We start from the raw sequence: 24,097 nt of genomic DNA, 5'->3' as shown, positions 1-24,097 counted from the left end.
GGGCCCATGCCGAAATTCGAAAGCACGCGGGTCGTTCGCTTCACGCCGCGCCAGATGTTCGACCTCGTCGCCGATGTGGAACGCTATCCCGAGTTCGTGCCCTTGTGCGAGCGCCTGACCGTGCGTACGCGCCGGGAGCGGGAGGGCGATACGCTGCTGGTCGCGGACATGACCGTGGCCTACAAGATGATCCGCGAAAGCTTCACCACGCAGGTCCTGCTCGACCCGGATGAGCGGCGCATCGACGTGGAGTATGTCGACGGGCCGTTCCGCTTCCTGCGCAACCAATGGCGCTTCGACGAGCATGCGGGCGGCGGCTGCGAGGTCCACTTCTTCATCGAGTACGAATTCAAGAACCGCGCGCTCGGCCTCGTCATGGGCTCGATGTTCGACTACGCCTTCCGCCGCTTCTCCGTGGCGTTCGAGGAACGCGCCGCGAAAATCTACACCGACTGACCGTTTCCGCCGCCGGTCAGCGGCGCATCAAGGGGTTCAGAAGATCGAAGGCAATCGCCGCACGCGCATCATCTGACGCGCCGCCGTTCAAGGTCGTCGAAATGCGCCTTGCGGTGCGGAATGGTATCGCCCCACGCACGTCCCGAAACGGAGAAACCCGCATCTGCGCGGCGTTCCAAGGTACGCGGCAAAGATCGATCGATACCGACTGATGGTTGTTGCCGTCCGTCAACGGCGGATCAGCGCGTCCAGAAGATCGAGCGATTTCGGCGCTGATCCGGCGCATGTGCCGCCGTCCAGTGTCGCTGAAATGCTCCCTGCGGTGTAGGACGGCATCGCCTCGCGGCGACCTGGAATGGACGGGCCCGACGGGTTTGTCTGCCGCTTCTCCGTGGCGTTCGAGGAACGCGCCGCGAAGATCTACACCGGCTGACCGCTTCCGCCGCCGGTCAGCGGCGCATCAACGCGTCCAGAAGATCGAAGGCGATCGCCACGCTCATCAGGCGTACGCGCCGCCGCCCGATGTCGCCGAAATGCTCCCTGCGGTGCAGGACGGTGTCGCCCCGCGCTGCGCCGAAATGCACGAGCCCGACGGGCTTTTCCGCGCTGCCACCGCCGGGACCGGCGATGCCGGTGATCGATACGGCGATGTCTGCGCGCGAGGCGACCAGCGCGCCGAGCGCCATGGCCTTGGCCACTTCCTCCGACACGGCGCCGAAGCTTTCGAGCCCCGTCATCGGCACGCCGAGCAGTTCGTGCTTGGCGGCGTTGGAATAGGTCACGAACCCCCGATCGACCACCGCCGACGATCCGGCGATCTCGGTCAGATAGGCAGCGACGAGGCCGCCGGTGCAGGACTCGGCAGTAGCCAGTTTGATGCCCAGTTCAGTCGCCTGCCGGATCAGCCGTTCGGCTTCCTCGATCAGCCCCTCATCATCCCGCATTCTCTGCCTCCCCAAAAATGACGCTGGCGGTGGCGATGGCGGCGATGCCTTCCTTGCGGCCGACAAAGCCGATCGTCTCGTTGGTCGTCGCCTTGACGGAAACGCGCTCGAGCGCCAGGCCGAGCATGTCGGCGATGGCCTGGCGCATGGCCTCCCGGTGCGGGGCGATCTTGGGTGCCTCGCAGATCAGGCTGATATCCACATTGCAGATGCGCCCGCCGGCCTGTGCGACGATCTGCGCCGCATGCGTCAGGAAAATGCGGGAGGCGGCGCCCTTCCATTGCGGGTCGGAAGGCGGGAAGTGATCCCCGATATCGCCCGCGCCGCAGGTCGCCAGAAGGGCATCCGTCAACGCGTGCAGGCAGACATCCGCATCCGAATGGCCGGACAGGGTCATGTCATGGGCGATGCGAACGCCGCAGAGCGTGACGTGATCCCCCGGCACGAGGCGATGGACGTCGTAGCCGTTCCCGACCCGGACATCGAGCATGGGTTGCCTTTCCTTCAATCTCAGGCGGGCCTGGATGAGGTCCGCCGCGTAGGTGATCTTGACGTTTTCTGCCAGCCCCGCAACCAGCCGTACCGGAAGCCCGGCCCACTCGGCAATGGAGGCATCGTCGGTGAAGTCGTCGCGCTCGCTGGCCGCCGCGGCGCGATGCGCCGCGAGGATCGGCTGGAAGGGAAAGCCCTGGGGCGTCTGCGCGCCATAGAGGCCGTGGCGCTGGACGGTCTGCGCGATAAAGCCGCCCTCGGACCCGCGCTTGAGCGTATCGGAGACGGGCAGAGCGGGTATGGCCCCGGTCCGTTCGTCCACGGCCGCAAGGACTGGAGCAACAAGGGGTTGCGCAAATGGGCGCGCCGCATCGTGGATCAGGACGAGATCGAGCTCCGCATCCGCCAGCGCTTCCAACCCGCGCAAGACGGATTCCTGGCGGGTCCGCCCGCCCGGCACGGCGCGCACGCCGCGCTCCCCCGCGTGGCGGTGGAACAGTTCCGCATCGTCTGCGTGAATGACCACGACGACGTCCGAAAAAAGCCCGTCCGGGAAACAGTCCAGCGCATGCGCCAGGACCGACTTGTCGCCGAGGCGGCGGTATTGCTTGGGACCGTCCGCCGTCCCCGCACGCTCACCACGCCCCGCTGCTACGATCACAAGTCCCTTGCGACGCTGGTCCACTCCTACACACCTCCCATGCTTCCGTCCGCTTCTGGCAGGACCACAGGATGCCGGCGAGTGCAAGCTTTGAGCGTTTGGCCTGTGTTGTTCGCACGCATGGCTGCCACCCGCACAAATAGGTTGCACCGCAGCGAAAATATCAGCATAAAAAACACTCCTGCTTGCGATTTGAGCATATCCATATAAAGTTCCGACATGACCTCCCGCCCGTCGACAACCTGTGGTACCGCGCCCGGAACCGGTTCGGGCAAGCTCCCGGAAGCTGGCCTGGCGCTGGGCGGACTCGTCCTGGACAGCCGCGTCCTGGCCGCACCCTTGTCGGGAATCACGGATGTCCCGTTCCGCCGTATCCTGCGTCGCCTCGGCGCCGGCCTTGTCTTTTCGGAGATGGTGGCGAGTGGGGAGCTGCTCCGCGATACGCGGGAGAGCCTGAAGCGCGTCATGGCGGATGGCGGTCGCCCCCGCGCCGTGCAACTGGCGGGGCGTGACCCGGCGCTGATGCGCGCGGCGGCCAGGCGGCTGGCGGAAGAGGGTGTCGAACTCATCGATATCAATTTCGGCTGTCCGGCCAAGAAGGTCGTGGGCGGCCAATGCGGCTCGGCATTGATGCGCGAGCCCGAACTCGCCCGAGCGCTGATGGCTGCCACGGTGGAGGGTGCGGCTGGCGTCCCCGTATCGGTCAAGATGCGGCTCGGATGGGATGCGCAGAGCCACAACGCCGCCGACATTGCCCGTGATGCCCAGCGGATCGGCCTTGCCATGGTAACGGTGCATGGCCGCACGCGGGCGGACTTCTATACCGGCCAGGCCAACTGGAGCGCGATCCGCCCGGTGCGCGAGGCGATCGGCCTGCCGTTGGTCGTGAATGGGGATATACGGTCTCTTGCCGATGCGCGGCGCGCCCGTGCGGCCAGCGGTGCCGACGCGGTGATGATCGGCCGCGGCCTCTGCGGACGGCCCTGGCTCGCCGGCCTTCTGGCCGGCCGGCTCACCGCGGCAGACCTGTCCGCCGTGGTCATGGCCGAACTCGTCTGCCGTCACTACGAGGATATGCTCAGCCATTACGGCACGCAGACCGGTCTGCGCCATGCCCGCAAGCATCTCGGCTGGTACCTCGACGCGCGCGCCCTGCGCGTGGCGGAGGAGCCGGAGCTGCGGGCGCAACTTCTGCGGGCAAGCGATCCGAAGGCGGTCCTCGACCGGCTTGCGGACCTGTTCCACGGCCTGACGGCGGCCGAGCTGGAACCCGCCTTCAGCGAACCATCCAGAGAGGCAGCCTGAGACCGTGGCACCGCAAGACACCCCGACCGTCGACCCCCTCCAAGTCCTCAACGCGCTTCCGCATCCCGTCGTCGTTGTCGACCGGGAGGGTTACTTCGCCTATGCCAATTCGGATGCCGAGCAGTTCTTTTCGGCCGGCGCGAGCTATTTGCGGCGGCGCCGGCTGTCCGAATTCGTCCCGGCCGACAGCCCACTCTTCCTGCTGATCGATCAGGTGCGGGCGCAGGGCTCGCGGATCAGCGAGTACAAGGTGGACCTGTCGTCGCCCCGCATCGGGGTGGACCGGCTGGTGGATCTGTACGTTTCCGCCGTTCCCGACGGGAACGGACTGGTGACGGTGATGATCCAGCTGCGCTCGATCGCCGACAAAATGGACCGCCAGATGACCCATCGCTCGGCGGCGCGCACGGTCACGGGGCTTGCCTCAATGCTGGCGCATGAAATCCGCAATCCCCTGTCCGGGATCCGCGGCGCGGCGCAGCTTCTGGAAACCGCGGCTTCGGACGAAGACCGTGTTCTGACGCGGCTGATCCAGGAGGAAAGCGAGCGCATCGGTAAGCTCGTGGACCGGATGGAAGTGTTCTCCGACCAGCGGCCGGTGGAGCGCTCGGCCGTCAACATTCATTCCGTTCTGGAATATGTGAAGACGCTGGCGCGCAGCGGCTTTGCGCGCAATGTGCGCTTTACCGAGATCTACGATCCATCGCTTCCGCCCGTCTATGCCAACCGCGATCAGCTCGTTCAGGTGTTCCTGAACCTGTTGAAGAACTCGGCGGAAGCCTCTGCTTCGGCTGACGAACCGGAGATCAAGCTGACCACGGCCTTCCGGCCGGGCGTGCGCCTATCGGTGCCGGGCAGCCGCAAGCGCGTGACGCTGCCGCTCGAATTCACGGTCGAGGATAACGGCGCCGGCGTGCCGGAAGACATCCGCGAACACATCTTCGATCCCTTCGTAACGACCAAGCCCAGCGGCACCGGGCTCGGCCTGGCGCTGGTGGCCAAGATCATCGGAGACCATGGCGGCGTGATCGAATGCGACTCGCAGCCGGGGCACACCGCCTTCCGCGTCCTCATGCCGGCCTGGACGGAACCGCCGGAGGCGACACGCAATCCTGTTACCGGGAGTAACGACTGATGGCATCGGCCCAGATTCTTGTCGCGGACGATGACGCCGCTATCCGGACCGTCCTGTCGCAGGCGCTGCTGCGTGCGGGCTTCGACGTGCGCGTCACCTCCAACATCGCAACGCTGTGGCGCTGGGTTTCGGCCGGCGATGGCGATCTTGTCATCACCGACGTGCTGATGCCCGATGGCGACGTGTTCGATACGCTGCCGCGCATCCGCAACACGCGGCCGGACCTGCCGGTGATCGTGATGAGCGCGCAGAACACGTTCATGACGGCGATCAAGGCGTCCGAGCGCGGCGCCTACGACTACGTGCCGAAGCCCTTCGACCTGTCCGAACTGGTCGGGATCGTACGGCGGGCGCTTGCCGAGCCGAAGACCAATGCGCGCGCCGATGCCGGTGAGAATGCCGGGGAGTCCATGCCCCTGGTCGGCCGTTCGCCCGCCATGCAGGATATCTATCGCGCCTTGGCGCGCATGATGCAGACCGACCTGACGGTGCTGATCACGGGTGAGTCCGGCACCGGCAAGGAACTCGTCGCCCGGGCGCTGCACGATTACGGACGCCGCCGCAAAGGGCCTTTCGTCGCCATCAACATGGCGGCCATCCCGCGCGATCTGATCGAGTCCGAGCTGTTCGGCCACGAGAAGGGCGCCTTTACCGGGGCGCAGTCGCGGGCCAGCGGGCGCTTCGAGCAGGCCGAGGGTGGAACGCTCTTCCTGGACGAGATCGGCGACATGCCGATGGAGGCCCAGACGCGGCTCCTGCGCGTCTTGCAGCAGGGCGAATACACGGTGGTCGGCGGGCGCACGGCCATTGCCACCGACGTGCGGATCGTGGCGGCCACCAACAAGGATCTGCGCCAGCTTATCCAGAGGGGCCAGTTCCGCGAGGATCTTTACTACCGGTTGAATGTCGTGCCCCTGCGGCTGCCGCCCCTGCGCGAGCGGATCGAGGATCTGGGCGATCTGGCCCGGCACTTCTTTGCGCAGGTGCAGAAGGAGGGCCTGCCCCGCAAGACGCTGAGCCAGGGCGCGCTCGACGTGATGCGCCGCTACGCCTGGCCCGGCAATGTGCGCGAGCTCGAAAACCTCATCCGCCGCTTGTCCGCGCTCTACCCACAGGACGAGGTCACGGCCGAGCTCGTCGAGCATGAACTGTCGAACGAAATGGCCAAGACCGGTGGCGAGGATGCCGAGAACGGCAAGCCCATCGACCTTTCCGCATCGGTCGAGCGCTACCTGACGGAGTATTTCACCTCGTTCGGCGACGATCTCCCACCGCCGGGGCTGCATGGCCGGATCCTGCGCGAGGTCGAGTACCCGCTCATCGCCGCGGCGCTGGCCGCGACGCGTGGAAACCAGGTCAAGGCTGCGGACCTACTTGGCGTGAACCGCAACACGCTGCGCAAGAAGATCCGCGATCTGGATGTGATGGTGGTCCGGTCGATACGGTGAAAATTCCGTAAGGCTCGTTGCAATTCCACCACATTACGTTGCAAAACTGCCACGAGAGGTAAGTTTGGCGACTCGATGGCGGTAAACGCAACACATTCTGACGATGGGCTGTCGCTTCTGCGCGAGCGGCGGCGCTTCATGCTCGTCCCGGGCATCGTTGCGGTCATCGGCGCGCTGGTTACCGGCGCCATATCCTTCGTCGTTCTGATGGGCCTGACGCCCATCGCTCCGACGGACACGGTGGTCACCATCGCCTCGGCGGTCAACGGGCTTTTCGTCATCCTCCTGTGCGGCCTCATTGCGCGTGAGGTTACGCGGATGGTGCGTGCGCGGCGGGACGGCAAGGCGGCATCGCGGCTGCATGTGCGCATCGTGGCGCTGTTTTCCATCGTCGCGGCGACGCCGGCGATTCTCGTCGCCATCGTGGCCGGCATCACCCTGGACCTCGGGCTCGACCGCTGGTTCGAAATCCGCACCCGCGCCATCGTGGATTCCTCGATCAGCGTGGCGCGGGCCTATGTCAACGAAAACGCCCGTAATCTGCAGGGGTCCACCCTGTCCATGGCCTATGATCTGCAGGCCCAGCGCCGGCTCTACGATCTGGACCGGACGGGCTTCGAGCAGCTGATGACGGAGCAGGCAAAGGGGCGTTCGCTGCTGGGTGCGCAACTCCTGCGCGCTGACGGCTCCCCCCTCCTGCGCGCCGACGTGCCTGTGGAGCGGCCCTTGCCGGCGCCGCCTGCCGATGCCCTGGAGCAGGCGGCCGACGGCAATCTCGTCTTCATTCCCCCCGGGGTGACGAACCTCGTCGGCGCGGTCATGCAGCTGCGTGATTTCGGGGACATCTTCCTCTATACGGTCCGGGTCGTGGACCCGGAAGTCATCGCCGCCCTGCGCATGATGGAGGAGCGGACGGCCGAATATTCGGCGCTGGAGGCGAACCGCTTCGGCCTGCAGGTCGCCTTCGCGCTGCTCTATCTCGGCATCACGCTGATCGTGCTCCTGTCGGCCATCTGGACCGGGATCGGCGTCGCCGACCGGCTGGTGCGCCCCATCCGGCTCCTGATCAGCGCCGCGGATGAGGTGAGCGAAGGCAATCTCAGCGTGTCGGTGCCGGTGCGGGCCTCCGACGGCGATGTCGGCTCCCTGTCCAACACCTTCAACAACATGATCCGCCAGTTGCGCAGCCAGCGCTCCGAGCTCATCAACGCCAAGGACGTCATCGACGAACGGCGGCGCTTCACCGAGGCGGTCCTGTCGGGCGTCACGGCCGGGGTGATCGGCGTGACGGCCAAGGGCGCCATTTCCATGGTGAATCCGTCGGCCGAACGCATCCTGGCCATCCAGGCGGGCGATGCCGTCGGGCGGTCCCTGGACGACCTCTTCCCGACGATCGCGGCGATCTATCAAAGCGCCTCGCATTCGCGCAAGCGCGAGTACCAGGAACAGGTCAAGCAGCGGGACCGCGTGCTGGATGTGCGTGTGACATCCGAAGGCGGCGGCAGCCAGGACGGTCATTCCAGCGTGGTCACCATCGATGACATCACCGATCTGGTGGAAGCGCAGCGCTCCTCCGCCTGGGCCGATGTCGCGCGCCGCATCGCGCACGAGATCAAGAACCCGCTGACGCCGATCCAGCTCTCGGCCGAGCGCATCCGCCGCCGCTACGGCAAGCTCGTCACCGACGACCGCGAGGTGTTCGACCGTTGCGTGGATACGATCATCCGCCAGGTGTCGGATATCGGCCGGATGGTGGACGAATTCTCGTCCTTCGCGCGCATGCCCAAGCCCAGCATGGAGCTGCGGGACTTGCGCGAAGCGCTGAAGGAGGCCGTCTTCCTGCGCGAGATGGGCGATCACGGCATCGCTTTCTCGAGCGATATTTGCGACCGGCCTATGATGGGGGAGTTCGACGGGCGCCTGATTTCTCAGGCCTTCGGCAACCTCGTCAAGAATGCGGTGGAGGCTTTCGAGTATTCCGATATCGACAACAAGGCCATCACCATCCGGGCGCAGGCCGGGGACGATTGGCACGTGGTCGAGATTATCGACAATGGGAAAGGTTTCCCCGTCGAGCATCGCGAACGGCTTCTGGAGCCCTATATGACGACGCGCGAGAAAGGCACCGGCCTTGGCCTGGCGATCGTCAAGAAGATCGTCGAGGAACATGGCGGGACGATCGAACTGGATGACGGGCCGGGGGGCCGGGGCGCATGCGTGCGCATCCGCCTGCCGGCCAAGCGGGACGAGACTGCGGCTCATGCCGCAGGGGACAATAAAGCGGCGCCAGCCGCAAGGAACTGAAACGACGAAGTGGTGAAGATAGATGGCATCGGACATCCTGATCGTCGATGATGAGGCCGACATCCGGGACCTGGTAGCGGGTATCCTGGAAGATGAAGGACACGAGACGCGCGTGGCCGGCAACTCCGACACGGCGCTGGCCGCCATTGCGGATCGCGTGCCGCGGCTGATCTTCCTCGACATCTGGCTGCAAGGCAGCCGGCTCGACGGGCTCGATCTTCTGGAGGCGATCAAGGCGCAGCATCCGGAAGTGCCCGTCGTCATGATTTCGGGCCACGGCAATATCGAGACGGCGGTCTCGGCCATTCGGCGCGGCGCCTACGACTATATCGAAAAGCCCTTTAAGGCCGACCGGCTGGTGCTCGTGGCCGAACGGGCGCTGGAAACCTCCAAGCTCAAGCGCGAGGTGCTGGAGCTGAAGCGGCGCACCTACGATTCTCCGGAACTCGTGGGCAAGTCGCATGTCATGAACCAGTTGCGCACCACCATCGAGCGGGTCGCACCGACCAACAGCCGGATCATGATCCTGGGCCCGTCGGGCTCCGGCAAGGAGATGGTGGCCCGCGCCATCCATGCCGCGTCCGCCCGGGCCGCCGGCCCCTTCGTGGCGCTCAATGCTGCCACCATCACGCCGGACCGGATGGAGGTGGAACTCTTCGGCACCGAGACGCCCCCCGGCGTCGAGCGCAAGGTCGGCGCCTTCGAGGAGGCCCATGGCGGCGTCCTCTACCTCGACGAGGTCGGCGACATGCCGCGCGAGACGCAGAACAAGATCCTGCGGGTCCTGACGGAGCAGACCTTCGAGCGGGTCGGCGGCGCCAAGAAGGTGCGGGTGGATGTGCGCATCATCTCGTCCACCGCGCAGAACCTCGAATCCCTCATGTCGGAAGGCGCATTCCGCGAGGATCTCTACCACCGGCTCGCAGTGGTGCCGATCAGCGTGCCGCCGCTGGCCGACCGGCGCGCCGATATCCCGCTCCTGATCGACACCTTCATGCGGCAGATTTCCGACCAGACGGGCATCCGCCCGAAGGAGCTCTCGCCGGAGGCGCTGGCGGTGCTGCAGTCCAGCGACTGGCCCGGCAATATCCGCCAGCTGCGCAACAACATCGAACGCCTGATGATCCTGTCGCGGCAGGACGACAACGAGGTCATTTCGGCGGACATGCTTCCGCACGAGGTGGGCGAGATGCTGCCGCGCACGCCCAGCCAGTCCGACGGACGCATTCTGGCTCTGCCCCTGCGCGATGCGCGGGAGGTGTTCGAGAAGGAATATCTCGTCGCGCAGATCAACCGCTTCGGCGGCAACATCTCGCGGACGGCGGAGTTCGTCGGCATGGAGCGTTCGGCCCTGCACCGCAAGCTGAAGTCGCTCGGCATATGACGGTGCCGGCGGCGTCATGAAGGTCGTCATCTGCGGCGCGGGGCAGGTCGGCTACGGCATTGCCGAACGCCTGGCGGCCGAGCGGCACGATGTTTCCGTCATCGATACGCAGCCCGGCCTCGTCCAGGCGATCCGCGAGTCCATGGACGCACGCGGCATCGTCGGCCATGGCGCGCACCCGGAAGTGCTCCAGGAAGCCGGGGCCGCCCAGGCCGATCTGCTGATCGCCGTGACCCTGTATGACGAAGTCAACATGATCGCCTGCCAGGTGGCGCATTCGGTCTTCGAAGTGCCGACGAAGATCGCCCGGATCCGCTCGCAATCCTATCTGCGCTCCGATCTGCAGGACCTCTTCTCGACCGAGAACCTGCCCATCGACGTCATCATCTCGCCCGAGCGGGAGGTGGGCGATATGGTGCTCGGGCGCATCGCGCTGCCGGGTGCCATGGACGTCATCCCCTTCATCGACGGCGCCGTGGTGACGGTGGCGATCGACTGCCGGGAGGATTGCCCGGTTATCAACAAGCCGCTTGGTCAGTTGACCGAGCTGTTCCCGGACCTCGGCGCCACGGTGGTCGGCATCCTGCGCAACGACGAACTCCTGGTGCCATCCACGGCGGACGAGCTGCGCGCGGGGGATCTGGCCTATGCCGTTGCCGACAAGGCGCGCATCCGCCGGACCCTGCTCCTGTTCGGCCACGAGGAGCCGGATGCGGGGCGCATCGTCATTGCCGGCGGCGGCAATATCGGCCTCTATGTGGCGCAGGAGATGGAGCACCGGCGGCTGGCCGCGCGCCTCTGCCTGGTGGAGGCAAGCGCCGAGCGCGCGCGTGTCGTGGCCGATCAGCTCCGGCACACGACCGTCCTTCACGGCAGCTCGCTCGATCGCTCCGTGCTCCTGGAAGCGGCGGTCGACCGGGCGGACCTGACCGTTGCCCTGACCAATGACGACCAGGCCAACATCCTGACGAGCGTCCTTGCCAAGCGGCTCGGCTGCCGCGCCAACATGACGCTGATCAACGACCCCGCCTTCCAGACTTTCACCCGGCCACTCGGCATCGACGCCTATGTCGATCCGCGCTCGGTGACGGTGTCCCGCGTCCTGCAGCATGTGCGCCGCGGTCGCATTCGTGCCGTCCACTCCATTTTGGACGGACGGGCCGAGCTGATCGAGGCGGAGGCGCTGGAGACCTCGCCCCTGGTTGGCGTGCCGCTGCGGGAGCTGAACCTGCCGGAAGGGCTGCGCATCGGCGCCATCTGGCGGGCCAACGGCTTCATCCGGCCGGATGGGCAGATCAAGATCAAGCCGCATGACAGGGTCGTCATCTTCACGGCGGGGCATGCGGTCAAGAAAGTGGAACAACTCTTCCGGGTGAGCCTGGAGTATTTTTGAGCCGCGCGCCTTTTAGCGAAGGGGCGCTGCTGATAGTTTCGCGCTTGCATGAATCGGCACCGGATGCCTCTCGCATGATGGTCGATCGCCTCTTATATGAGGCATTGTGCAAACGGTCGTAAGCCGCCGGTGCCGTGAGGCATCGGGAGGCCAAGAAGAACAGAAAACCGAACCACAGGATTGGCGATGGCCGAGCGCTCGCAGAACCTCCAGGACGTCTTCCTCAACGCGGTCCGGAAACAGAAGATTTCCCTGACAATCTTTCTGGTCAACGGCGTCAAGCTGACCGGGATCGTCACCTCCTTCGACAACTTCTGCGTCCTGCTGCGCCGGGACGGTCATTCGCAACTCGTCTACAAACACGCCATCTCCACCATCATGCCGTCGCAACCGGTGCAGATGTATGATGGCGAAGAATAACAGGATGCCTGATTGACGGAATTCAATCCCGACCGGCCCAAAGGCCCCATCGAGCACAAGCGCGTTCCCACGCGCGCGGCCGTGATCGTACCGATCATCCGCCAGCCCGCGCCGGTTGACGATCCGAGCGAAACGGCGCGGCGCGGCGCCGATGAGAAGCTGAACGAGGCTGTTGGCCTGGCTGCGGCGATCGATCTGGACATTGTCGCCGCCGAGGTGGTGCCGGTGGCCAAGGCGCGCCCGGCAACCCTGATCGGGGCCGGCAAGGTGGAGGAGCTGAAAGGCGTTGTGGCGGCCGAGGAGATCGGTCTCGTCATCGTCGATCACCCGCTCACGCCCGTGCAGCAGCGCAACCTCGAGAAAGAGCTGGACGCCAAGGTTCTGGATCGGACCGGCCTGATCCTGGAAATCTTCGGGCGGCGGGCGCGCACGCGCGAAGGGCGGCTGCAGGTCGATCTTGCGCATCTGAACTATCAGCGTGGCCGGCTCGTCCGGTCCTGGACCCATCTGGAACGGCAGCGCGGTGGCGCGGGCTTCCTGGGCGGGCCGGGCGAAACGCAGATCGAGGCCGACCGCCGTCAGCTGCAGGATAAGATCAAGCGGCTGGAAAAGGACCTGGAGCAGGTCCGCCGCACGCGCACGCTGCATCGCGCCAAGCGCAAGAAGGCGCCGCACCCGGTGGTGGCGCTTGTGGGCTATACCAATGCCGGCAAGTCCACCCTGTTCAACACGATCACCGGCGCCGACGCGCTGGCCAAGGATCTTTTGTTCGCCACGCTCGATCCGACGCTGCGCCGCATGACCCTGCCGCACGGCACGGAGGTGATCTTCTCGGACACGGTGGGCTTCATCTCGAACCTGCCGACCCACCTCGTGGCCGCCTTCCGCGCCACGCTGGAAGAGGTGATCGAGGCGGACCTCATCCTGCATGTGCGGGACATGTCGCATCCGGAGGCCAATGCCCAGGCATCCGATGTGCGCAAGATCCTGTCCAGCCTCGATGTGGACCCGGACGACAGCGATCATGTGATCGAGGTCTGGAACAAGATCGACCTTCTGGATGCCCCGTCGCGGGACGCGCTGGAGACGGCCGCTGCCTCGCATCCGGACCGCAGGGCCCATCTCGTCTCGGCGCTGACGGGCGAGGGTCTGGCCGGCCTTCTGTCGGAGATCGAGCATCGCATTGCGGGCGATGCCCAGGCCCTGCATCTGGAGCTGGCGTCGGACAGCCTGGCTCTTCTACCCTGGGTCTATGACAATGCGCTGGTGACGGGCCGCGAGGATCTGGAGGATGGCGGCGTTGCCCTGACGCTGAGCATCACCGAACAGGCCCGTTCGGACCTGCGGCGCCTGGCCGGCACCCATCCGGGGCTTTCCATCGAAACGCGGTAGGCCGCGCCGCCGTCAGGCGGCCGGTGTCTTCTGCTTGGCGCGCTGCCACAGCAATTCCATCTCTTCGAGCGTGGCTTTGGTGCCGCTTCCGGAGAACCCGCGAAGTTCCTGTTCCACGTAGGCAAAACGCGTTCTGAACTTGGCGATGGTGGCGCGCAGGGCTCGCTCGGGATCGATGCCCTCCAGCCGGGCCAGGTTGACGACGCTGAAGAGCATGTCGCCAAGCTCGCCTTCTCGGTCAGCGGCGGTGCCGCCCTTCAGGGCGGCTTCGAACTCGTCGGTCTCCTCCCGGATTTTCGCCAGAACCGGTGCCGATTCTTTCCAGTCGAATCCGACGGTTGAAGCCTTCTGTTGCAGCTTCGTGGCAAGCGCGAGCGCGGGCAGGGTGCCGGGGACGCTGTCGAGCAGTGGTGGCCTTTCCGGCGCCGTTTTGGGTGCCCATTCCGGATCGGCCGCAGAGGACTGCACCCGCTCGGCGCGCTGCCTGGCCTTGAGCTCTTTTTCCTCGGCCTTGATGCGGTTCCACTGGCCCTTGGCACTGCCGGCGCTGCGCGCCTGCGCATCCCCGAAGACGTGTGGATGGCGGCGGATCATCTTTGCGGTAATGCCCTCGACCACGTCTGGAAAGGCGAAGAGGCCGGCTTCCTGCGCAAGCTGGCAGTAGTAGACGACCTGCAGGAGCAAATCCCCCAGTTCCTCCTTGAGATCGTCCGCATCACGCCGCTCGATCGCATCCACGACCTCGAAGGTCTCCTCGATCGTGTAGGGAATGATGCTGTCGAAGCTTTGCTCCAGATCCCAGGGGCAACCGGTCACGGGCGTCCTCAGAGCCGCCATGATGTCGATCAGGCGTTGGATATCGCGCGATGGGATCATGTGGCGTGCTCGTTCCTGATGGCTATGGGTCAGACCGCGCGGGTGATGCCGCCGTCGACCCTTATGTTCTGGCCGGTGATGTATCCGCCGCCGGCAGAGCAGAGAAAGGCGATGGTCGCCGCGATTTCGTCTGCCCGACCATAGCGCCCCATGGGAATGCGCTCGCGGAACTCGGCCTTCTCCGCCAGACTGTCGATGAAGCCGGGCAGGACATTGTTCATGCGCACATTGTCGGCAGCGTAACGGTCGGCGAAGAGCTTGGCGTAGGAGGCAAGGCCCGCGCGGAAGACGGCCGATGTCGGGAAGACAGGGTCCGGCTCGAAGGCCGCGAAGGTCGAGATGTTCACGATGGTGCCGCCCTTCTGCGCCACCATAATGGGCGCGACGAGGCGCGTCGCCCGCACCACGTTCAGCAGATACACGTCCAGCCCACGGTGCCAGTCCTCGTCCGTCAGGTCGAGGATCGGGGCGCGGGGACCATGCCCTGCGCTGTTGACGAGGGCGTCCACGCGCCCCCATCGGTCCATGGCGGCATCGACGAGGCGCTGCAGATCGTCGTTGGACTGGTTCGATCCGGTTACGCCGACACCGCCGAGTTCCTCCGCGATGGCCGCTCCGCGCCCCGATGAGGACAGGATAGCCACGCCGAAACCGTCCTGTGCGAGCCGGCGCGCCGCAGCCTCGCCCATGCCGCTTCCTGCGGCGGTGATGATGGCAACCCTGGTCGTCATGCTGGCAGTCCCTCCGCCGCTGGTATCCACTGCCCTCAGGGCATGGTGATCTGGAGCTTCACGTCCGTCGGGCGGCCTTCGGCCGCGCGCTCGAAGGCTTCGATGGCCCGCTCGAAGGGCATCGTTTCGCTGATCAGGGGTTTCAGGTCCACCTTGCCCGACGCCATCATCTGAATGGCGCGCGGATATTGGTGCGCGTAGCGGAACACGGTTTCGAAGCGCACTTCCTTGGTGGAGGCCGTGGCCCAGTCCATCGGCGTCGGATGGACCGGCAGGCCGACCACCACCACCACGCCCGCCGGACGCGGCAGTTCCAGAAGGGTTTCCCAGGCCTTGGGCGAGCCACTCGCCTCGAAGACGACATCCGCGCCCCAGCCGTTGGTCTGCGCGTTCACGGCATCCTTCAGGCTCTGGTTGCGGATGTTGATCGGCACGATCCCGGGATAGCGCCCGGCAATCTCCAGCTTCTCGTCCATCAGGTCGGCGACGAAGACCGTCGCGCAGCCGCCGGCCAGCGCCGCCAGCGCGATCATGATGCCGATGGGGCCGGCGCCGATCACCACGCCGACGTCACCGGGCGCGATCCGCGCCTTCTGCGCCGCCTGCAGGCCGACCGCGAAGGGCTCGACCATGGCGCCTTCCGCAAAGGAGACGTTGTCGGGCAGGCGGAAGGTGAAGTTGGCCGGATGCACGACTTCGCCCACCAGGACGCCGTGGACGGGGGGTGTCGCCCAGAACGTCACCGCCGGATCGACATTGTAGATGCCGAGGAGGGACGCGCGCGAATTGGGGTCCGGAACGCCCGGCTCCATGCAGACACGGTCGCCGACACTCAGGTGGCGCACGTCCGAACCGACTTCCACCACGGTTCCCGACGCTTCGTGGCCGAGCACCATGGGCTCGTTGACGATGAAATTGCCGATCCGCCCGTGGGTGTAATAGTGCACGTCGGAGCCGCAGACGCCGACCGTGTGGATCTTGATGCGGACATCGAGCGGACCGACCTCGAGCGGCAGATCGATCTCGCGGATGCGGAGCTCGTGCTGCTTTTCCAGAACCAATGCTGTTTGCTGTGCCATGCGGACTTCTCCTCGGACGATTGGCCCGTCATACAGGAGGCCCGCCACGCTTGTCAGCTATGGACACGGCCGCCGCGCCGCTTTTCAACCGCGCGCGCGCCCAAGCGGGAACGGCATGTAGCCGACGAAGCCCGTCAGCTTCCACGTGCCCGCGACCTTGGCGCAGAAGTACAGCGTCTGCCAAGACAGGATGTCCTGTCCGCCATCGGCCCGTGCGATGGTGCCGTCAAACTTCTTGTGCGCCACCGCCTTGTCGCCCGCCACATCGATGTCCCGCAGATTGGTGGCCCGGAACAACGCCTCCCGGACGGGCTCGGCATAGGCCACGCCCTGCGCGGCGCGGGCCTGGCGCAGCCATTCGTCGCGGTAGATGTCGAGCGTCGGGAAGCCCAGCCGCCAGCTATCGGGAATTTCGGATTTTCCGGCATCCAGCCCGAAGAACCGGTCGGGCACGAAGTCCTGTTCGACCATGCTCCAATCGGCCGCCAGGAAGGCGTCGATATCGCGCTCCACAAGCATCTCCCAGATGGCGTGGCGGTCAGGATCCTGGGGCGGGAAGGGGTTCTGCGTCGGGGCCATGGGGCGTCCTTTTTCGGTCAGTCGCCGACCGGCAGGTTCGGATCGGCGGCAAGGTGGGTGTTGAGGGTCTGCTTGATGCGGCGAATGCCTTCCAGCATCGATGGGCCGATTGTCTGGGCCGTCGCCATGGCCAGGATGTCGGCCGTGGCCAGCAGGCCGAAGCGGCCGCTGCTCGGCTTGTAGATGTTGCCGTCTTCCGGGAAGGCGTATTCCAGCGCCACGTCGCAGGCTTCGGCGAGCGGCGTGCCGTGCGCCGTCACGGCGATGATCTGCGCGCCGTAATCACGGGCAATGGCGTTGGCCCGCAGGAGCGGACGGTTGCGGCCGGACACCGAAAACGCGATCACGCTCGTCCTGCGGTCGGCGACGGATGCCAGCATGGCCTGCATATGGCCGTCGGTTTCGGCCCGCACGTCGAGGCCCAGCCGGAACAGCCTGTTCTGCATTTCCATGGCCAGGAGCGAGGACGTGCCGCCCGAACCGAAGCACAACACGCGGCGGCTCTGCGCAAGGATGCTCGCGGCGCGGGACATGGCAGCCATGTCCGCCAGGCGGCGAGCCCGTTCCACGGCCGCCTGTGCGGCATCGCAGACCGCGTGCAGTACGAGCGTTTCGCGCTCTTCCGGGCTGGGCGGCGCGGCATTGACGTAGAGCCCGCCGACAGCCATGGCCTGTGCCAGCCGCAGCTTGAAGTCGGCCATGCCGGTGCAGCCGAGCGCCCGGGCAAAGCGGGTGACGCTCGGCTCGCTCGTGCCGGTCCGGCCGGCAATCTCGGCGATGGCGGCGGTGGAGGCGAAATGCGGGTTCTCCAGCGCGAAGGCCGCCAGATGACGGGCCGTGCGCGGGCCGTCCTCGGCCATCGCCCGCAATCGCGCGATCAGGTCGAAGGCGATCGGCGCCGGCTTGTCCGGGGGCGGCGCACTCATGCCGCGCGGGTCGGCGCCTCGATGCGCCGACCGCTCCCCGCATCGAAGAGGTGGATATCCCCCGGCGATACGTCGAGCGCCAGGCGCTGGCCCGGCCGCGCGGCGAGCCGGTCCGCGACGACGATCCGCACCGGCGTTCCCGCCAGCGTTCCGAAGAGGTGCGTTTCGGCGCCCGTCGGCTCGACGACCTCCACCTCCAGCCCGAGAGGCCCGCCATCGGCCGGGCGGAAGCGTTCCGGCCGCACACCCATGATGACGTCCCCGGCAGCCGCACCCTGGAAGGCGGTCGCAAGGCTTGCGCCGTCGGCCAGCCGGATCTGGCCGCCCTCCAGCCGCGCCGCAAGGAGGTTCATGGGCGGCGAGCCCAGGAAGCCCGCCACGAAGGTGTTGGCCGGACGGTCGTAAAGCTCCAGCGGCTTGCCTTCCTGTTCGATCCGGCCGCCATTCATCACCACGATCCGGTCGGCCATCGTCATGGCTTCGATCTGGTCGTGCGTCACATAGATGATGGTGGTGCCAAGCTTCTGGTGCAGCGCCTTGATCTCGGTGCGCATCTGGACGCGCAGCTGCGCATCGAGATTGGACAGGGGTTCGTCGAAGAGGAACAGGTCCGGCTCGCGCATCACGGCGCGGCCCATGGCCACCCGCTGGCGCTGTCCGCCGGAAAGCTGGCCGGGTTTGCGGTCCAGATAGGGGGTGAGATTGAGCATCTGCGCCGCCGCTGCCAGCCGCTCCTCGGCCAGCGCCCGCGCATCGCCGCGAATGCCCGGGCCGAACAGGATGTTCTCGCGCACCGTCATATGCGGAAACAGCGCATAGGACTGGAAGACCATGGCGATGTTGCGCTTCTGCGGTGGCAGGGCGCTGGCATCGCGCCCGCCAATATGCAGGCGGCCGCGGCTGATCGTGTCGAGCCCGGCGATCATGCGCAGAAGGGTCGACTTGCCGCAGCCCGATGGCCCCACCAGCACGACGAACTCCCCGTCGCGAACCATCAGGTCCAGCGCGTGGATAACCTCGACCGGCCCGAAATTCTTGCCGATGCGCTCCAGCGACAAATCCGCCATGGCTCGTCCTCCGTCAGCCGATTGCCCTGATGAATGCGGTATTGCCGGCCGTCAGGCCGGCATCCACCGGAAGCGCCACGCCGGTGATGCCCGACGCCGCGTCGCTGGCCAGGAACAGGACGGCATCGGCCACCTCTTCCGGCCGCACCATGCGGCCGAGCGGATAGAGCGGGACGATGGCCGCCGCGATGTCGGGCGATTTTTCGAAACGGTGATCCCAGGCCGGTGTGCGCACGGAGCCGGGGCAGACCGCATTGGCGCGCACCCCGTCCGGGCCGGCCTCCACGGCGATGGCCCGCATATAGGCCAGAAGCCCGGCCTTGGCCGCGGCATAGGCCGGATTGCCGTAGTGGGCGAGCGCATTGACCGAGGAGATGAAGACGAGCGCCCCATGGCCGCGCTTTCGCATTCCCGCCACAAGCGGATCGGTGAAATGACGGGCGCCGGACAGGTTGATGGCAAGCTCGGCCTCCCAGGCGTCTCCATCCGTCGTCTCAAGCGTTTCGGCCCGCGTGAACCCCGCATTGGAGATGACGATGTCGGGCAGCCCGAACCGCTCCTGGAGTTCGGCGGCTGCGGCCGCGCAGGCGCCGCGCTCGGCCATGTCGAAGGTGAGGGCGCCGATGGTGCCCTCCGACGGCAGTGGCGGTGTGCGGTCGGCCAGGACGATCCGGGCGCCGGCATCTGCCAGGCGCCTGGCCAGCACGGAGCCGATCCCGCCCGTGGCGCCCGTCAGAACGACGAGCCGGTCCTCAAGCCTGAACATCCGCCGCACGCCTCCGGGAATGGGTCGATGAGACGGAAGACTGACCTTGCAAATGAAATAAAGCAACAGAAAACGGCGGTCGGGTGCCGCGAATTTCCATCTTGCGAAATAAAATTACAGGTCCATGATGCGTCGTCACAGGCGTCATCCTGGGAGGGCGCCGGCGCGATTGATCTGCGAGGAGAGGCCCCATGTCTGGCAGCATCGGAACACGCATGAAGACCCTGGCGCTCGCATCGACGGCCCTTCTGGCCGTTGCGGGCGTGGCGCAGGCCGGGACGGTCCGCGTCACGGTGGCGGAGTATTCCGCCAAGACCGGACCCTATTTCCAGGAGGTCGTCGAGAAGTTCGAGGCGGCCCATCCGGATATCGATGTCGAGATCGAGGTCGTGCCCTGGGACAACCTCCTGCAGAAGCTGACGACCGATATTTCGGCCGGGGCCAATGCGGACCTGTCGATCATCGGCACGCGCTGGCTCGTGGACTTCGTGGAGCAGGGGATCGCCGAGCCACTGGACGGCTATATGGACGCGGCCTTCAAGGACCGGTTCATCCCGACCTTCCTGACCCCCTCCGTCATGGACGACAAGACCTACGGCCTGCCCATCGCCGCCTCGGCCCGCGCCCTTTACTACAACAAGACCCTGTTCGAGGAAGCCGGGATCGACGCTCCGCCGGCCACATGGGCCGAGCTGGAGGAAGACGCCAAGAAGATATCGGCGCTCGGCGATGGCCGCTTCGGCTTCGGACTCCAGGGCAAGGAGATCGAGACGGACGTCTATTACTATTATGGCATGTGGTCGCAGGGCGCCGAGATCCTGATGGACGGCAAGTCCGGCCTGTCATCGCCCGGCGCGCTGGAGGCTGCGCGTCTCTACAAGCGCCTGATCGACGAGGGGGCCACGCAGCCGGGCGTCACCTCCTACTCGCGGGAGGACGTGCAGAACCTGTTCAAGCAGGGCAAGCTCGGAATGGTCATGACGGCGCCCTTCCTGTCGAACCAGATCCGCGACGAGGCGCCCGACCTGCAATATGGCGTGGCGCCGATCCCGGCCGGCGAAGGCGGCGCCCGCGGCACCTACGGGGTGACCGATTCCATCATCATGTTCCAGAACTCGCAGAATAAGGACGAGGCGTTCCAGTTCCTGGATTTCCTGTTCCAGACGCCGCAGCGTGTCGCCTTCACGGTCAATGAAGGCTTCCTGCCGGTCGAAAAGGAAGAGGCGGCCGATCCGCATTTCGTGGACGATGCCGATCTGAAAGTCTTCACCAGCCTGCTTGCGGACGCCCGTTTCGCGCCCGTGATCGCCGGATGGGAAGAGATCGCCGACATCACCACCAATGCGCTCCAGTCCGTCTATCTCGGCCAGGCGGAGCCGGATGCCGCATTGAAAGCCGCCGCCGAACGGGCAGACGCCATCCTGGCGCAATAATGCCTCTGCGCTGAACCACCACGTCACGGACGGGGCGCCATAGGGGCGGCCCGTCCTGGACCTATCCGACCCTTCGACTTTGCCCGGAGAGCCGATCATGCGCGCAGAGCGGGCCTTCCTGCCCTATTTGATGATTGCGCCGAGCCTCCTTCTGGCGGCGGCGATCGTCGTCTGGCCCATCGTCGAACTGTCGGAGCTCGCCAGCCACAGCGTCAACCGCTTCGGCCAGATCCGCGATTTTGTCGGGCTCGCCAATTTCCAAAGCCTCTTCGCCGATCCCGATTTCATCGCGGCGGTCTGGCGCACGCTCGTCTGGACGGCGGCCGTCGTCTTCGGCGCCCTCATCGTCGCCGTTCCGGTGGCGCTGGTCCTGAACGAGGACTTCTACGGGCGCAATGTCGCACGGGTCATCGTGATGCTGCCCTGGGCCGTTTCGCTGACCATGACGGCCATCGTCTGGCGCTGGGCGCTGTCGGGCGAAAGCGGCATGCTCAACTCGGCCCTGATGGGCCTTGGCCTCATCGACAGCAATATCCAGTGGCTCGCCTCTGCCGCGACGGCCTTCCCGATGCAGATCTTCATTGCCATCGTGGTGACGGTGCCATTCACGGTCACCATCCTTCTCGGCGGCCTGTCCTCGATCCCCGACGATCTCTATGAGGCGGCGGCGCTGGAGGGTGCGGGACGCTTCGCCATGTTCCGCAAGATCACCCTGCCGCTGCTCAAGCCGTTCCTCAACATCGCCATGGTGCTGAACACGATCTACGTCTTCAACTCCTTTCCTATCATCTGGGTCACGACACAGGGTGGGCCGGCCAACTCCACCGACATTCTGGTGACCTATCTCTACAAGCTCGGCTTCCGGCTCGGAAAGCTGGGGGAAGCTTCGGCGGTCTCTTTGGTGATGTTCGCCATGCTGCTCCTGTTCACACTCGTCTATGTGCGCCTGACGACGCGCCGGGAGGTGGCATGATGGACACGGCGAAGCTGCGACGCAGCCTGGTTTGCTGGCTGTGCCTGTCGCCGATCGTGGTGGTCGCGCTGTTCCCCTTTGCGGTCATGGTGATCTCGGCGCTGAAGCCGGCGCAGGAAGTGTTGAACCCGACCTGGTGGCCATCGAGGCTGGCTTTCGAGAATTTCGTCACCATGTGGCGCGCCACGAATTTCGGGCCGGCTTTGATGAACTCGCTCATCATTTCCGTCCTGTCGACGGCGGCGGCGCTGATCGTCTCCATCCCCGCCGCCTATGCGCTGGGGCGCTTCACCTTTGCCGGGCGCTCGGCCTTCCGCATATTTCTGATCGTCACGCAGATGCTGTCGCCCATCGTCCTCGTCATCGGGCTGTTCCGCCTCGTCGCCTGGGCCGGCCTGATCGACAGCGTCAGCACCGTCGCCATGGTCTATGCCGCTTTCAACATCGCCTTCACGGTCTGGATGCTGCAGAGCTACTTCGCCACCATCCCGCGCGATCTGGAGGAAGCGGCCTTCATGGAGGGCGCCAGCCGCTGGAAGACGCTGATCCGCGTGTTTTTGCCCCTGGCCGCGCCCGCCACGGTGGTCACGGCCATCTTCGCCTTCATCAATGCCTGGAACGAGTTCGTCATTGCGCTAACCATGCTGCGCACCCAGGCCAGCTACACGCTGCCGATCCAGATCTTCTCGCTCGTGGCCGGGCGCTACACGGTCGAGTGGCATCACGTCATGGCTGCGACCTTCGTGGCGACGATCCCCGTCGCCATCGCTTTCGCCTGGCTGCAGCGCTACCTGGTGCGCGGCCTGTCCATCGGCGCCGTAAAGTAGTGGCTCCCCATGCGCATCTTCACCGCCTCTCTCGCCACCGAGACGAACACCTTCTCCCCGGTTCCGACGGATCGCTCCTCCTTCGAGGCCGCCTTCTATGCGCCCCCCGGCCAGCACCCCGACACGCCGACACTGTGCTCCTCTCCCATTCCGATCCTGCGGCGGCGCGGGCGCGCGGAGGGGTTCGAGGTGGTCGAGGGCACGGCCTGCTGGGCCGAGCCGGCCGGCCTGATCCGTCAGGACGCCTATGAAAGCCTGCGCGACGAGATCTTAAGCCAGCTCGACGCGGCCATGCCGGTCGATGCGGTCGTGCTGGGGCTGCACGGGGCCATGGTCGCGCAGGGCTACGACGATCCGGAGGGCGATCTTCTGGACCGGGTGCGCGCCCGTGTCGGCCCCGACGTGCTGGTGGCGGCCGAGTTCGATCCGCATTCCCACCTGACGGAACGGCGGGTCAAGGCGCTCGATCTCTTTGCCGCCTTTCTCGAATTTCCCCATACGGATTTCGAGGAGCGGGGCGAACATGTCGTCGATCTGGCCCTGCGCACGCTGCGCGGGGAGATCCGGCCCGTGGTCTCCTCCTACGACTGCCGGATGATCGACATCTTCCCGACGAGCCGCGAGCCCATGCGTGGGCTGGTGGATCGTGTCCGCGCCCTGCAGGGAACCGACCGCATCCTGTCCATCTCTCTCATCCATGGTTTCATGGCGGGCGACGTTCCCGAGATGGGAAGCCGCGTCGTGGTGGTGAGCGATGATGACAGGCCGGCCGGCGACAGGCTGGCGGCGGAGCTCGGCGCCGAACTCTTTGCCATGCGCGGCCGCGCCGCCATGCCGATCCTGGAGCTCGAACCCGGCATGGATGCGGTGGCAGAGGCTGTGCAGCGGGCTGAGCGGCGGCCCGTCGTCGTCAGCGACATATGGGACAATCCGGGTGGCGGCGTGGCGGGTGACGGAACGCATCTGTTACGGGCGCTTCTGGCGCGCGGCCATCGCAGCATCGGCGTTGCGACCATCTGGGATCCTGTCGCGGTGACCTTCGCCCATGCCGCAGGCGTCGGCGCGTCGCTGCGCATGCGCATCGGGGGCAAGTGCAGCGATGCGTCGGGCGAGCCTATCGATGCCGATGTGGTGGTTCAGGCGATCGTGGAGGAGGGCTGGCAGAGCTTTCGCAACAGCCGCGTCACGCTGGGCCGCGCGGCGGTGGTGCGATTTGCCGGGACAGAGGTGGACGTGGTGCTGATCACCAGCCGCACCCAGACTTACGAGCCGGACATCTTCACCAATCTCGGCGTGGACTTTGCCGGCAAAGAGATATTGCTGGTCAAGTCAACCAATCACTTTCACGCCGGCTTCGCACCGATCGCCGCCGATATTCTCTACATCGCCGCGCCGTCGACCTATCCGACCAACCCAGCGACGACGCCCTATCGCAAGATGCTGCGTCCCATCTGGCCCCGTATCGAAGACCCTTTCGCCTGAGCCGAGGCGCGAGCCGTGCCGGAC

General features: G+C 66.0%; 23 protein-coding genes. 13 read left to right on the top strand and 10 right to left on the bottom strand.

Annotation, left to right across the window (positions count from 1 at the left end):
• Positions 1–6 precede the first annotated feature (6 nt).
• Complete coding sequence (locus tag AUL30_RS01820) at positions 7–456, top strand: type II toxin-antitoxin system RatA family toxin (protein WP_062226121.1); 450 nt, start codon at positions 7–9, stop codon at positions 454–456.
• A 16-nt stretch (positions 457–472) separates the two neighbouring features.
• Here the strand turns inward: AUL30_RS01820 and AUL30_RS19620 are convergent, their stop codons facing one another.
• The 3 genes from AUL30_RS19620 to AUL30_RS01810 form a co-directional block, all read right to left on the bottom strand.
• Positions 473–742, bottom strand: a complete 270-nt coding sequence (locus tag AUL30_RS19620) for a hypothetical protein (protein WP_157069806.1) — start codon at positions 740–742, stop codon at positions 473–475.
• A 163-nt stretch (positions 743–905) separates the two neighbouring features.
• Positions 906–1,400: a CinA family protein gene (locus tag AUL30_RS01815; protein WP_062226120.1), complete on the bottom strand. Its 495-nt coding sequence runs from the start codon at positions 1,398–1,400 to the stop codon at positions 906–908.
• Complete coding sequence (locus AUL30_RS01810; protein ID WP_062226119.1) at positions 1,390–2,577, bottom strand: bifunctional 2-C-methyl-D-erythritol 4-phosphate cytidylyltransferase/2-C-methyl-D-erythritol 2,4-cyclodiphosphate synthase; 1,188 nt, start codon at positions 2,575–2,577, stop codon at positions 1,390–1,392. Before AUL30_RS01810 ends, AUL30_RS01815 begins: the two co-directional genes overlap by 11 nt.
• Positions 2,578–2,772: 195 nt before the next feature.
• On the opposite strand from AUL30_RS01810, the gene dusB reads away from it, so the two are divergent.
• From dusB to hflX, 8 genes are all read left to right on the top strand, one after another.
• On the top strand, positions 2,773–3,858 hold the full coding sequence (dusB, locus tag AUL30_RS01805; RefSeq protein ID WP_083507601.1) for a tRNA dihydrouridine synthase DusB: 1,086 nt from the start codon (positions 2,773–2,775) through the stop codon (positions 3,856–3,858).
• A 4-nt stretch (positions 3,859–3,862) separates the two neighbouring features.
• Positions 3,863–4,993 carry a two-component system sensor histidine kinase NtrB gene (locus AUL30_RS01800; protein ID WP_062226118.1) on the top strand — a complete coding sequence of 377 codons (1,131 nt, stop codon included), beginning with the start codon at positions 3,863–3,865 and terminating at the stop codon, positions 4,991–4,993.
• Positions 4,993–6,441: a nitrogen regulation protein NR(I) gene (ntrC, locus tag AUL30_RS01795; protein WP_062226117.1), complete on the top strand. Its 1,449-nt coding sequence runs from the start codon at positions 4,993–4,995 to the stop codon at positions 6,439–6,441. Before AUL30_RS01800 ends, ntrC begins: the two co-directional genes overlap by 1 nt.
• A 75-nt stretch (positions 6,442–6,516) precedes the next feature.
• The gene (locus AUL30_RS01790) at positions 6,517–8,745 is read left to right on the top strand and encodes a sensor histidine kinase NtrY-like (RefSeq protein ID WP_062226116.1); all 2,229 of its coding nucleotides are present in this window, start codon (positions 6,517–6,519) and stop codon (positions 8,743–8,745) included.
• Positions 8,746–8,767: 22 nt separating this feature from the next.
• Positions 8,768–10,129, top strand: a complete 1,362-nt coding sequence (gene ntrX, locus AUL30_RS01785) for a nitrogen assimilation response regulator NtrX (RefSeq protein WP_062226115.1) — start codon at positions 8,768–8,770, stop codon at positions 10,127–10,129.
• A 16-nt stretch (positions 10,130–10,145) separates the two neighbouring features.
• Positions 10,146–11,522 carry a Trk system potassium transporter TrkA gene (gene trkA / locus AUL30_RS01780; RefSeq protein ID WP_062226114.1) on the top strand — a complete coding sequence of 459 codons (1,377 nt, stop codon included), beginning with the start codon at positions 10,146–10,148 and terminating at the stop codon, positions 11,520–11,522.
• A gap of 186 nt (positions 11,523–11,708) precedes the next feature.
• Positions 11,709–11,942 (top strand): RNA chaperone Hfq, encoded by a 234-nt coding sequence (gene hfq, locus AUL30_RS01775; RefSeq protein WP_039194400.1) that lies wholly within the window; start codon positions 11,709–11,711, stop codon positions 11,940–11,942.
• A 12-nt stretch (positions 11,943–11,954) separates the two neighbouring features.
• The gene (gene hflX, locus AUL30_RS01770) at positions 11,955–13,334 is read left to right on the top strand and encodes a GTPase HflX (protein ID WP_062226113.1); all 1,380 of its coding nucleotides are present in this window, start codon (positions 11,955–11,957) and stop codon (positions 13,332–13,334) included.
• 12 nt (positions 13,335–13,346) lie between these two features.
• On the opposite strand, the gene mazG is transcribed toward hflX, so the two are convergent.
• From mazG to AUL30_RS01735, 7 genes are all read right to left on the bottom strand, one after another.
• Positions 13,347–14,210, bottom strand: a complete 864-nt coding sequence (gene mazG / locus AUL30_RS01765; protein WP_062226112.1) for a nucleoside triphosphate pyrophosphohydrolase — start codon at positions 14,208–14,210, stop codon at positions 13,347–13,349.
• Between the two features lie 29 nt (positions 14,211–14,239).
• Entirely contained in the window at positions 14,240–14,941 is a 702-nt protein-coding gene (locus AUL30_RS01760) for an SDR family oxidoreductase (RefSeq protein ID WP_062226111.1), read from the bottom strand.
• A gap of 35 nt (positions 14,942–14,976) precedes the next feature.
• A complete protein-coding gene (locus tag AUL30_RS01755) occupies positions 14,977–16,020 on the bottom strand; it encodes an NAD(P)-dependent alcohol dehydrogenase (protein ID WP_062226110.1) in 1,044 nt (347 codons plus the stop codon).
• A gap of 84 nt (positions 16,021–16,104) precedes the next feature.
• Positions 16,105–16,599 (bottom strand): hypothetical protein, encoded by a 495-nt coding sequence (locus AUL30_RS01750; protein ID WP_062226109.1) that lies wholly within the window; start codon positions 16,597–16,599, stop codon positions 16,105–16,107.
• 17 nt (positions 16,600–16,616) lie between these two features.
• A complete protein-coding gene (locus tag AUL30_RS01745; RefSeq protein WP_062226108.1) occupies positions 16,617–17,525 on the bottom strand; it encodes a MurR/RpiR family transcriptional regulator in 909 nt (302 codons plus the stop codon).
• Positions 17,522–18,592: an ABC transporter ATP-binding protein gene (locus tag AUL30_RS01740; protein WP_062226107.1), complete on the bottom strand. Its 1,071-nt coding sequence runs from the start codon at positions 18,590–18,592 to the stop codon at positions 17,522–17,524. The genes AUL30_RS01745 and AUL30_RS01740 overlap by 4 nt, the downstream gene beginning before the upstream one ends.
• A 13-nt stretch (positions 18,593–18,605) precedes the next feature.
• Complete coding sequence (locus tag AUL30_RS01735) at positions 18,606–19,358, bottom strand: SDR family oxidoreductase (RefSeq protein WP_062226106.1); 753 nt, start codon at positions 19,356–19,358, stop codon at positions 18,606–18,608.
• A gap of 215 nt (positions 19,359–19,573) precedes the next feature.
• On the opposite strand from AUL30_RS01735, the gene AUL30_RS01730 reads away from it, so the two are divergent.
• The 4 genes from AUL30_RS01730 (at position 19,574) to AUL30_RS01715 (ending at position 24,073) form a co-directional block, all read left to right on the top strand.
• Positions 19,574–20,791 carry an ABC transporter substrate-binding protein gene (locus AUL30_RS01730; RefSeq protein WP_157069858.1) on the top strand — a complete coding sequence of 406 codons (1,218 nt, stop codon included), beginning with the start codon at positions 19,574–19,576 and terminating at the stop codon, positions 20,789–20,791.
• A gap of 97 nt (positions 20,792–20,888) precedes the next feature.
• On the top strand, positions 20,889–21,764 hold the full coding sequence (locus AUL30_RS01725; protein WP_062226104.1) for a carbohydrate ABC transporter permease: 876 nt from the start codon (positions 20,889–20,891) through the stop codon (positions 21,762–21,764).
• Positions 21,764–22,591 (top strand): carbohydrate ABC transporter permease, encoded by an 828-nt coding sequence (locus tag AUL30_RS01720; protein ID WP_062226103.1) that lies wholly within the window; start codon positions 21,764–21,766, stop codon positions 22,589–22,591. Before AUL30_RS01725 ends, AUL30_RS01720 begins: the two co-directional genes overlap by 1 nt.
• Positions 22,592–22,600: 9 nt before the next feature.
• Positions 22,601–24,073, top strand: coding sequence for a M81 family metallopeptidase (locus tag AUL30_RS01715; protein ID WP_062226102.1), 1,473 nt, complete (start codon positions 22,601–22,603; stop codon positions 24,071–24,073).
• The last annotated feature ends 24 nt before the right edge of the window (positions 24,074–24,097 follow it).

Source organism: Aureimonas frigidaquae (assembly GCF_001463905.1).
GTDB lineage: Bacteria > Pseudomonadota > Alphaproteobacteria > Rhizobiales > Rhizobiaceae > Aureimonas > Aureimonas frigidaquae.
This window is presented reverse-complemented; position numbering and strand designations above follow the sequence as displayed.

Bases quoted from the DNA above. Each gene is read 5' to 3' on its own strand.
- AUL30_RS01820 (WP_062226121.1), top strand. From the start codon at position 7: ATGCCGAAATTCGAAAGCACGCGGGTCGTTCGCTTCACGCCGCGCCAG.
- AUL30_RS19620 (WP_157069806.1), bottom strand. From the start codon at position 742: ATGCGCCGGATCAGCGCCGAAATCGCTCGATCTTCTGGACGCGCTGAT.
- AUL30_RS01815 (WP_062226120.1), bottom strand. From the start codon at position 1,400: ATGCGGGATGATGAGGGGCTGATCGAGGAAGCCGAACGGCTGATCCGG.
- dusB (WP_083507601.1), top strand. From the start codon at position 2,773: ATGACCTCCCGCCCGTCGACAACCTGTGGTACCGCGCCCGGAACCGGT.
- ntrC (WP_062226117.1), top strand. From the start codon at position 4,993: ATGGCATCGGCCCAGATTCTTGTCGCGGACGATGACGCCGCTATCCGG.
- AUL30_RS01790 (WP_062226116.1), top strand. From the start codon at position 6,517: ATGGCGGTAAACGCAACACATTCTGACGATGGGCTGTCGCTTCTGCGC.
- ntrX (WP_062226115.1), top strand. From the start codon at position 8,768: ATGGCATCGGACATCCTGATCGTCGATGATGAGGCCGACATCCGGGAC.
- trkA (WP_062226114.1), top strand. From the start codon at position 10,146: ATGAAGGTCGTCATCTGCGGCGCGGGGCAGGTCGGCTACGGCATTGCC.
- hfq (WP_039194400.1), top strand. From the start codon at position 11,709: ATGGCCGAGCGCTCGCAGAACCTCCAGGACGTCTTCCTCAACGCGGTC.
- mazG (WP_062226112.1), bottom strand. From the start codon at position 14,210: ATGATCCCATCGCGCGATATCCAACGCCTGATCGACATCATGGCGGCT.
- AUL30_RS01760 (WP_062226111.1), bottom strand. From the start codon at position 14,941: ATGACGACCAGGGTTGCCATCATCACCGCCGCAGGAAGCGGCATGGGC.
- AUL30_RS01755 (WP_062226110.1), bottom strand. From the start codon at position 16,020: ATGGCACAGCAAACAGCATTGGTTCTGGAAAAGCAGCACGAGCTCCGC.
- AUL30_RS01750 (WP_062226109.1), bottom strand. From the start codon at position 16,599: ATGGCCCCGACGCAGAACCCCTTCCCGCCCCAGGATCCTGACCGCCAC.
- AUL30_RS01745 (WP_062226108.1), bottom strand. From the start codon at position 17,525: ATGAGTGCGCCGCCCCCGGACAAGCCGGCGCCGATCGCCTTCGACCTG.
- AUL30_RS01740 (WP_062226107.1), bottom strand. From the start codon at position 18,592: ATGGCGGATTTGTCGCTGGAGCGCATCGGCAAGAATTTCGGGCCGGTC.
- AUL30_RS01735 (WP_062226106.1), bottom strand. From the start codon at position 19,358: ATGTTCAGGCTTGAGGACCGGCTCGTCGTTCTGACGGGCGCCACGGGC.
- AUL30_RS01730 (WP_157069858.1), top strand. From the start codon at position 19,574: ATGAAGACCCTGGCGCTCGCATCGACGGCCCTTCTGGCCGTTGCGGGC.
- AUL30_RS01725 (WP_062226104.1), top strand. From the start codon at position 20,889: ATGCGCGCAGAGCGGGCCTTCCTGCCCTATTTGATGATTGCGCCGAGC.
- AUL30_RS01720 (WP_062226103.1), top strand. From the start codon at position 21,764: ATGGACACGGCGAAGCTGCGACGCAGCCTGGTTTGCTGGCTGTGCCTG.
- AUL30_RS01715 (WP_062226102.1), top strand. From the start codon at position 22,601: ATGCGCATCTTCACCGCCTCTCTCGCCACCGAGACGAACACCTTCTCC.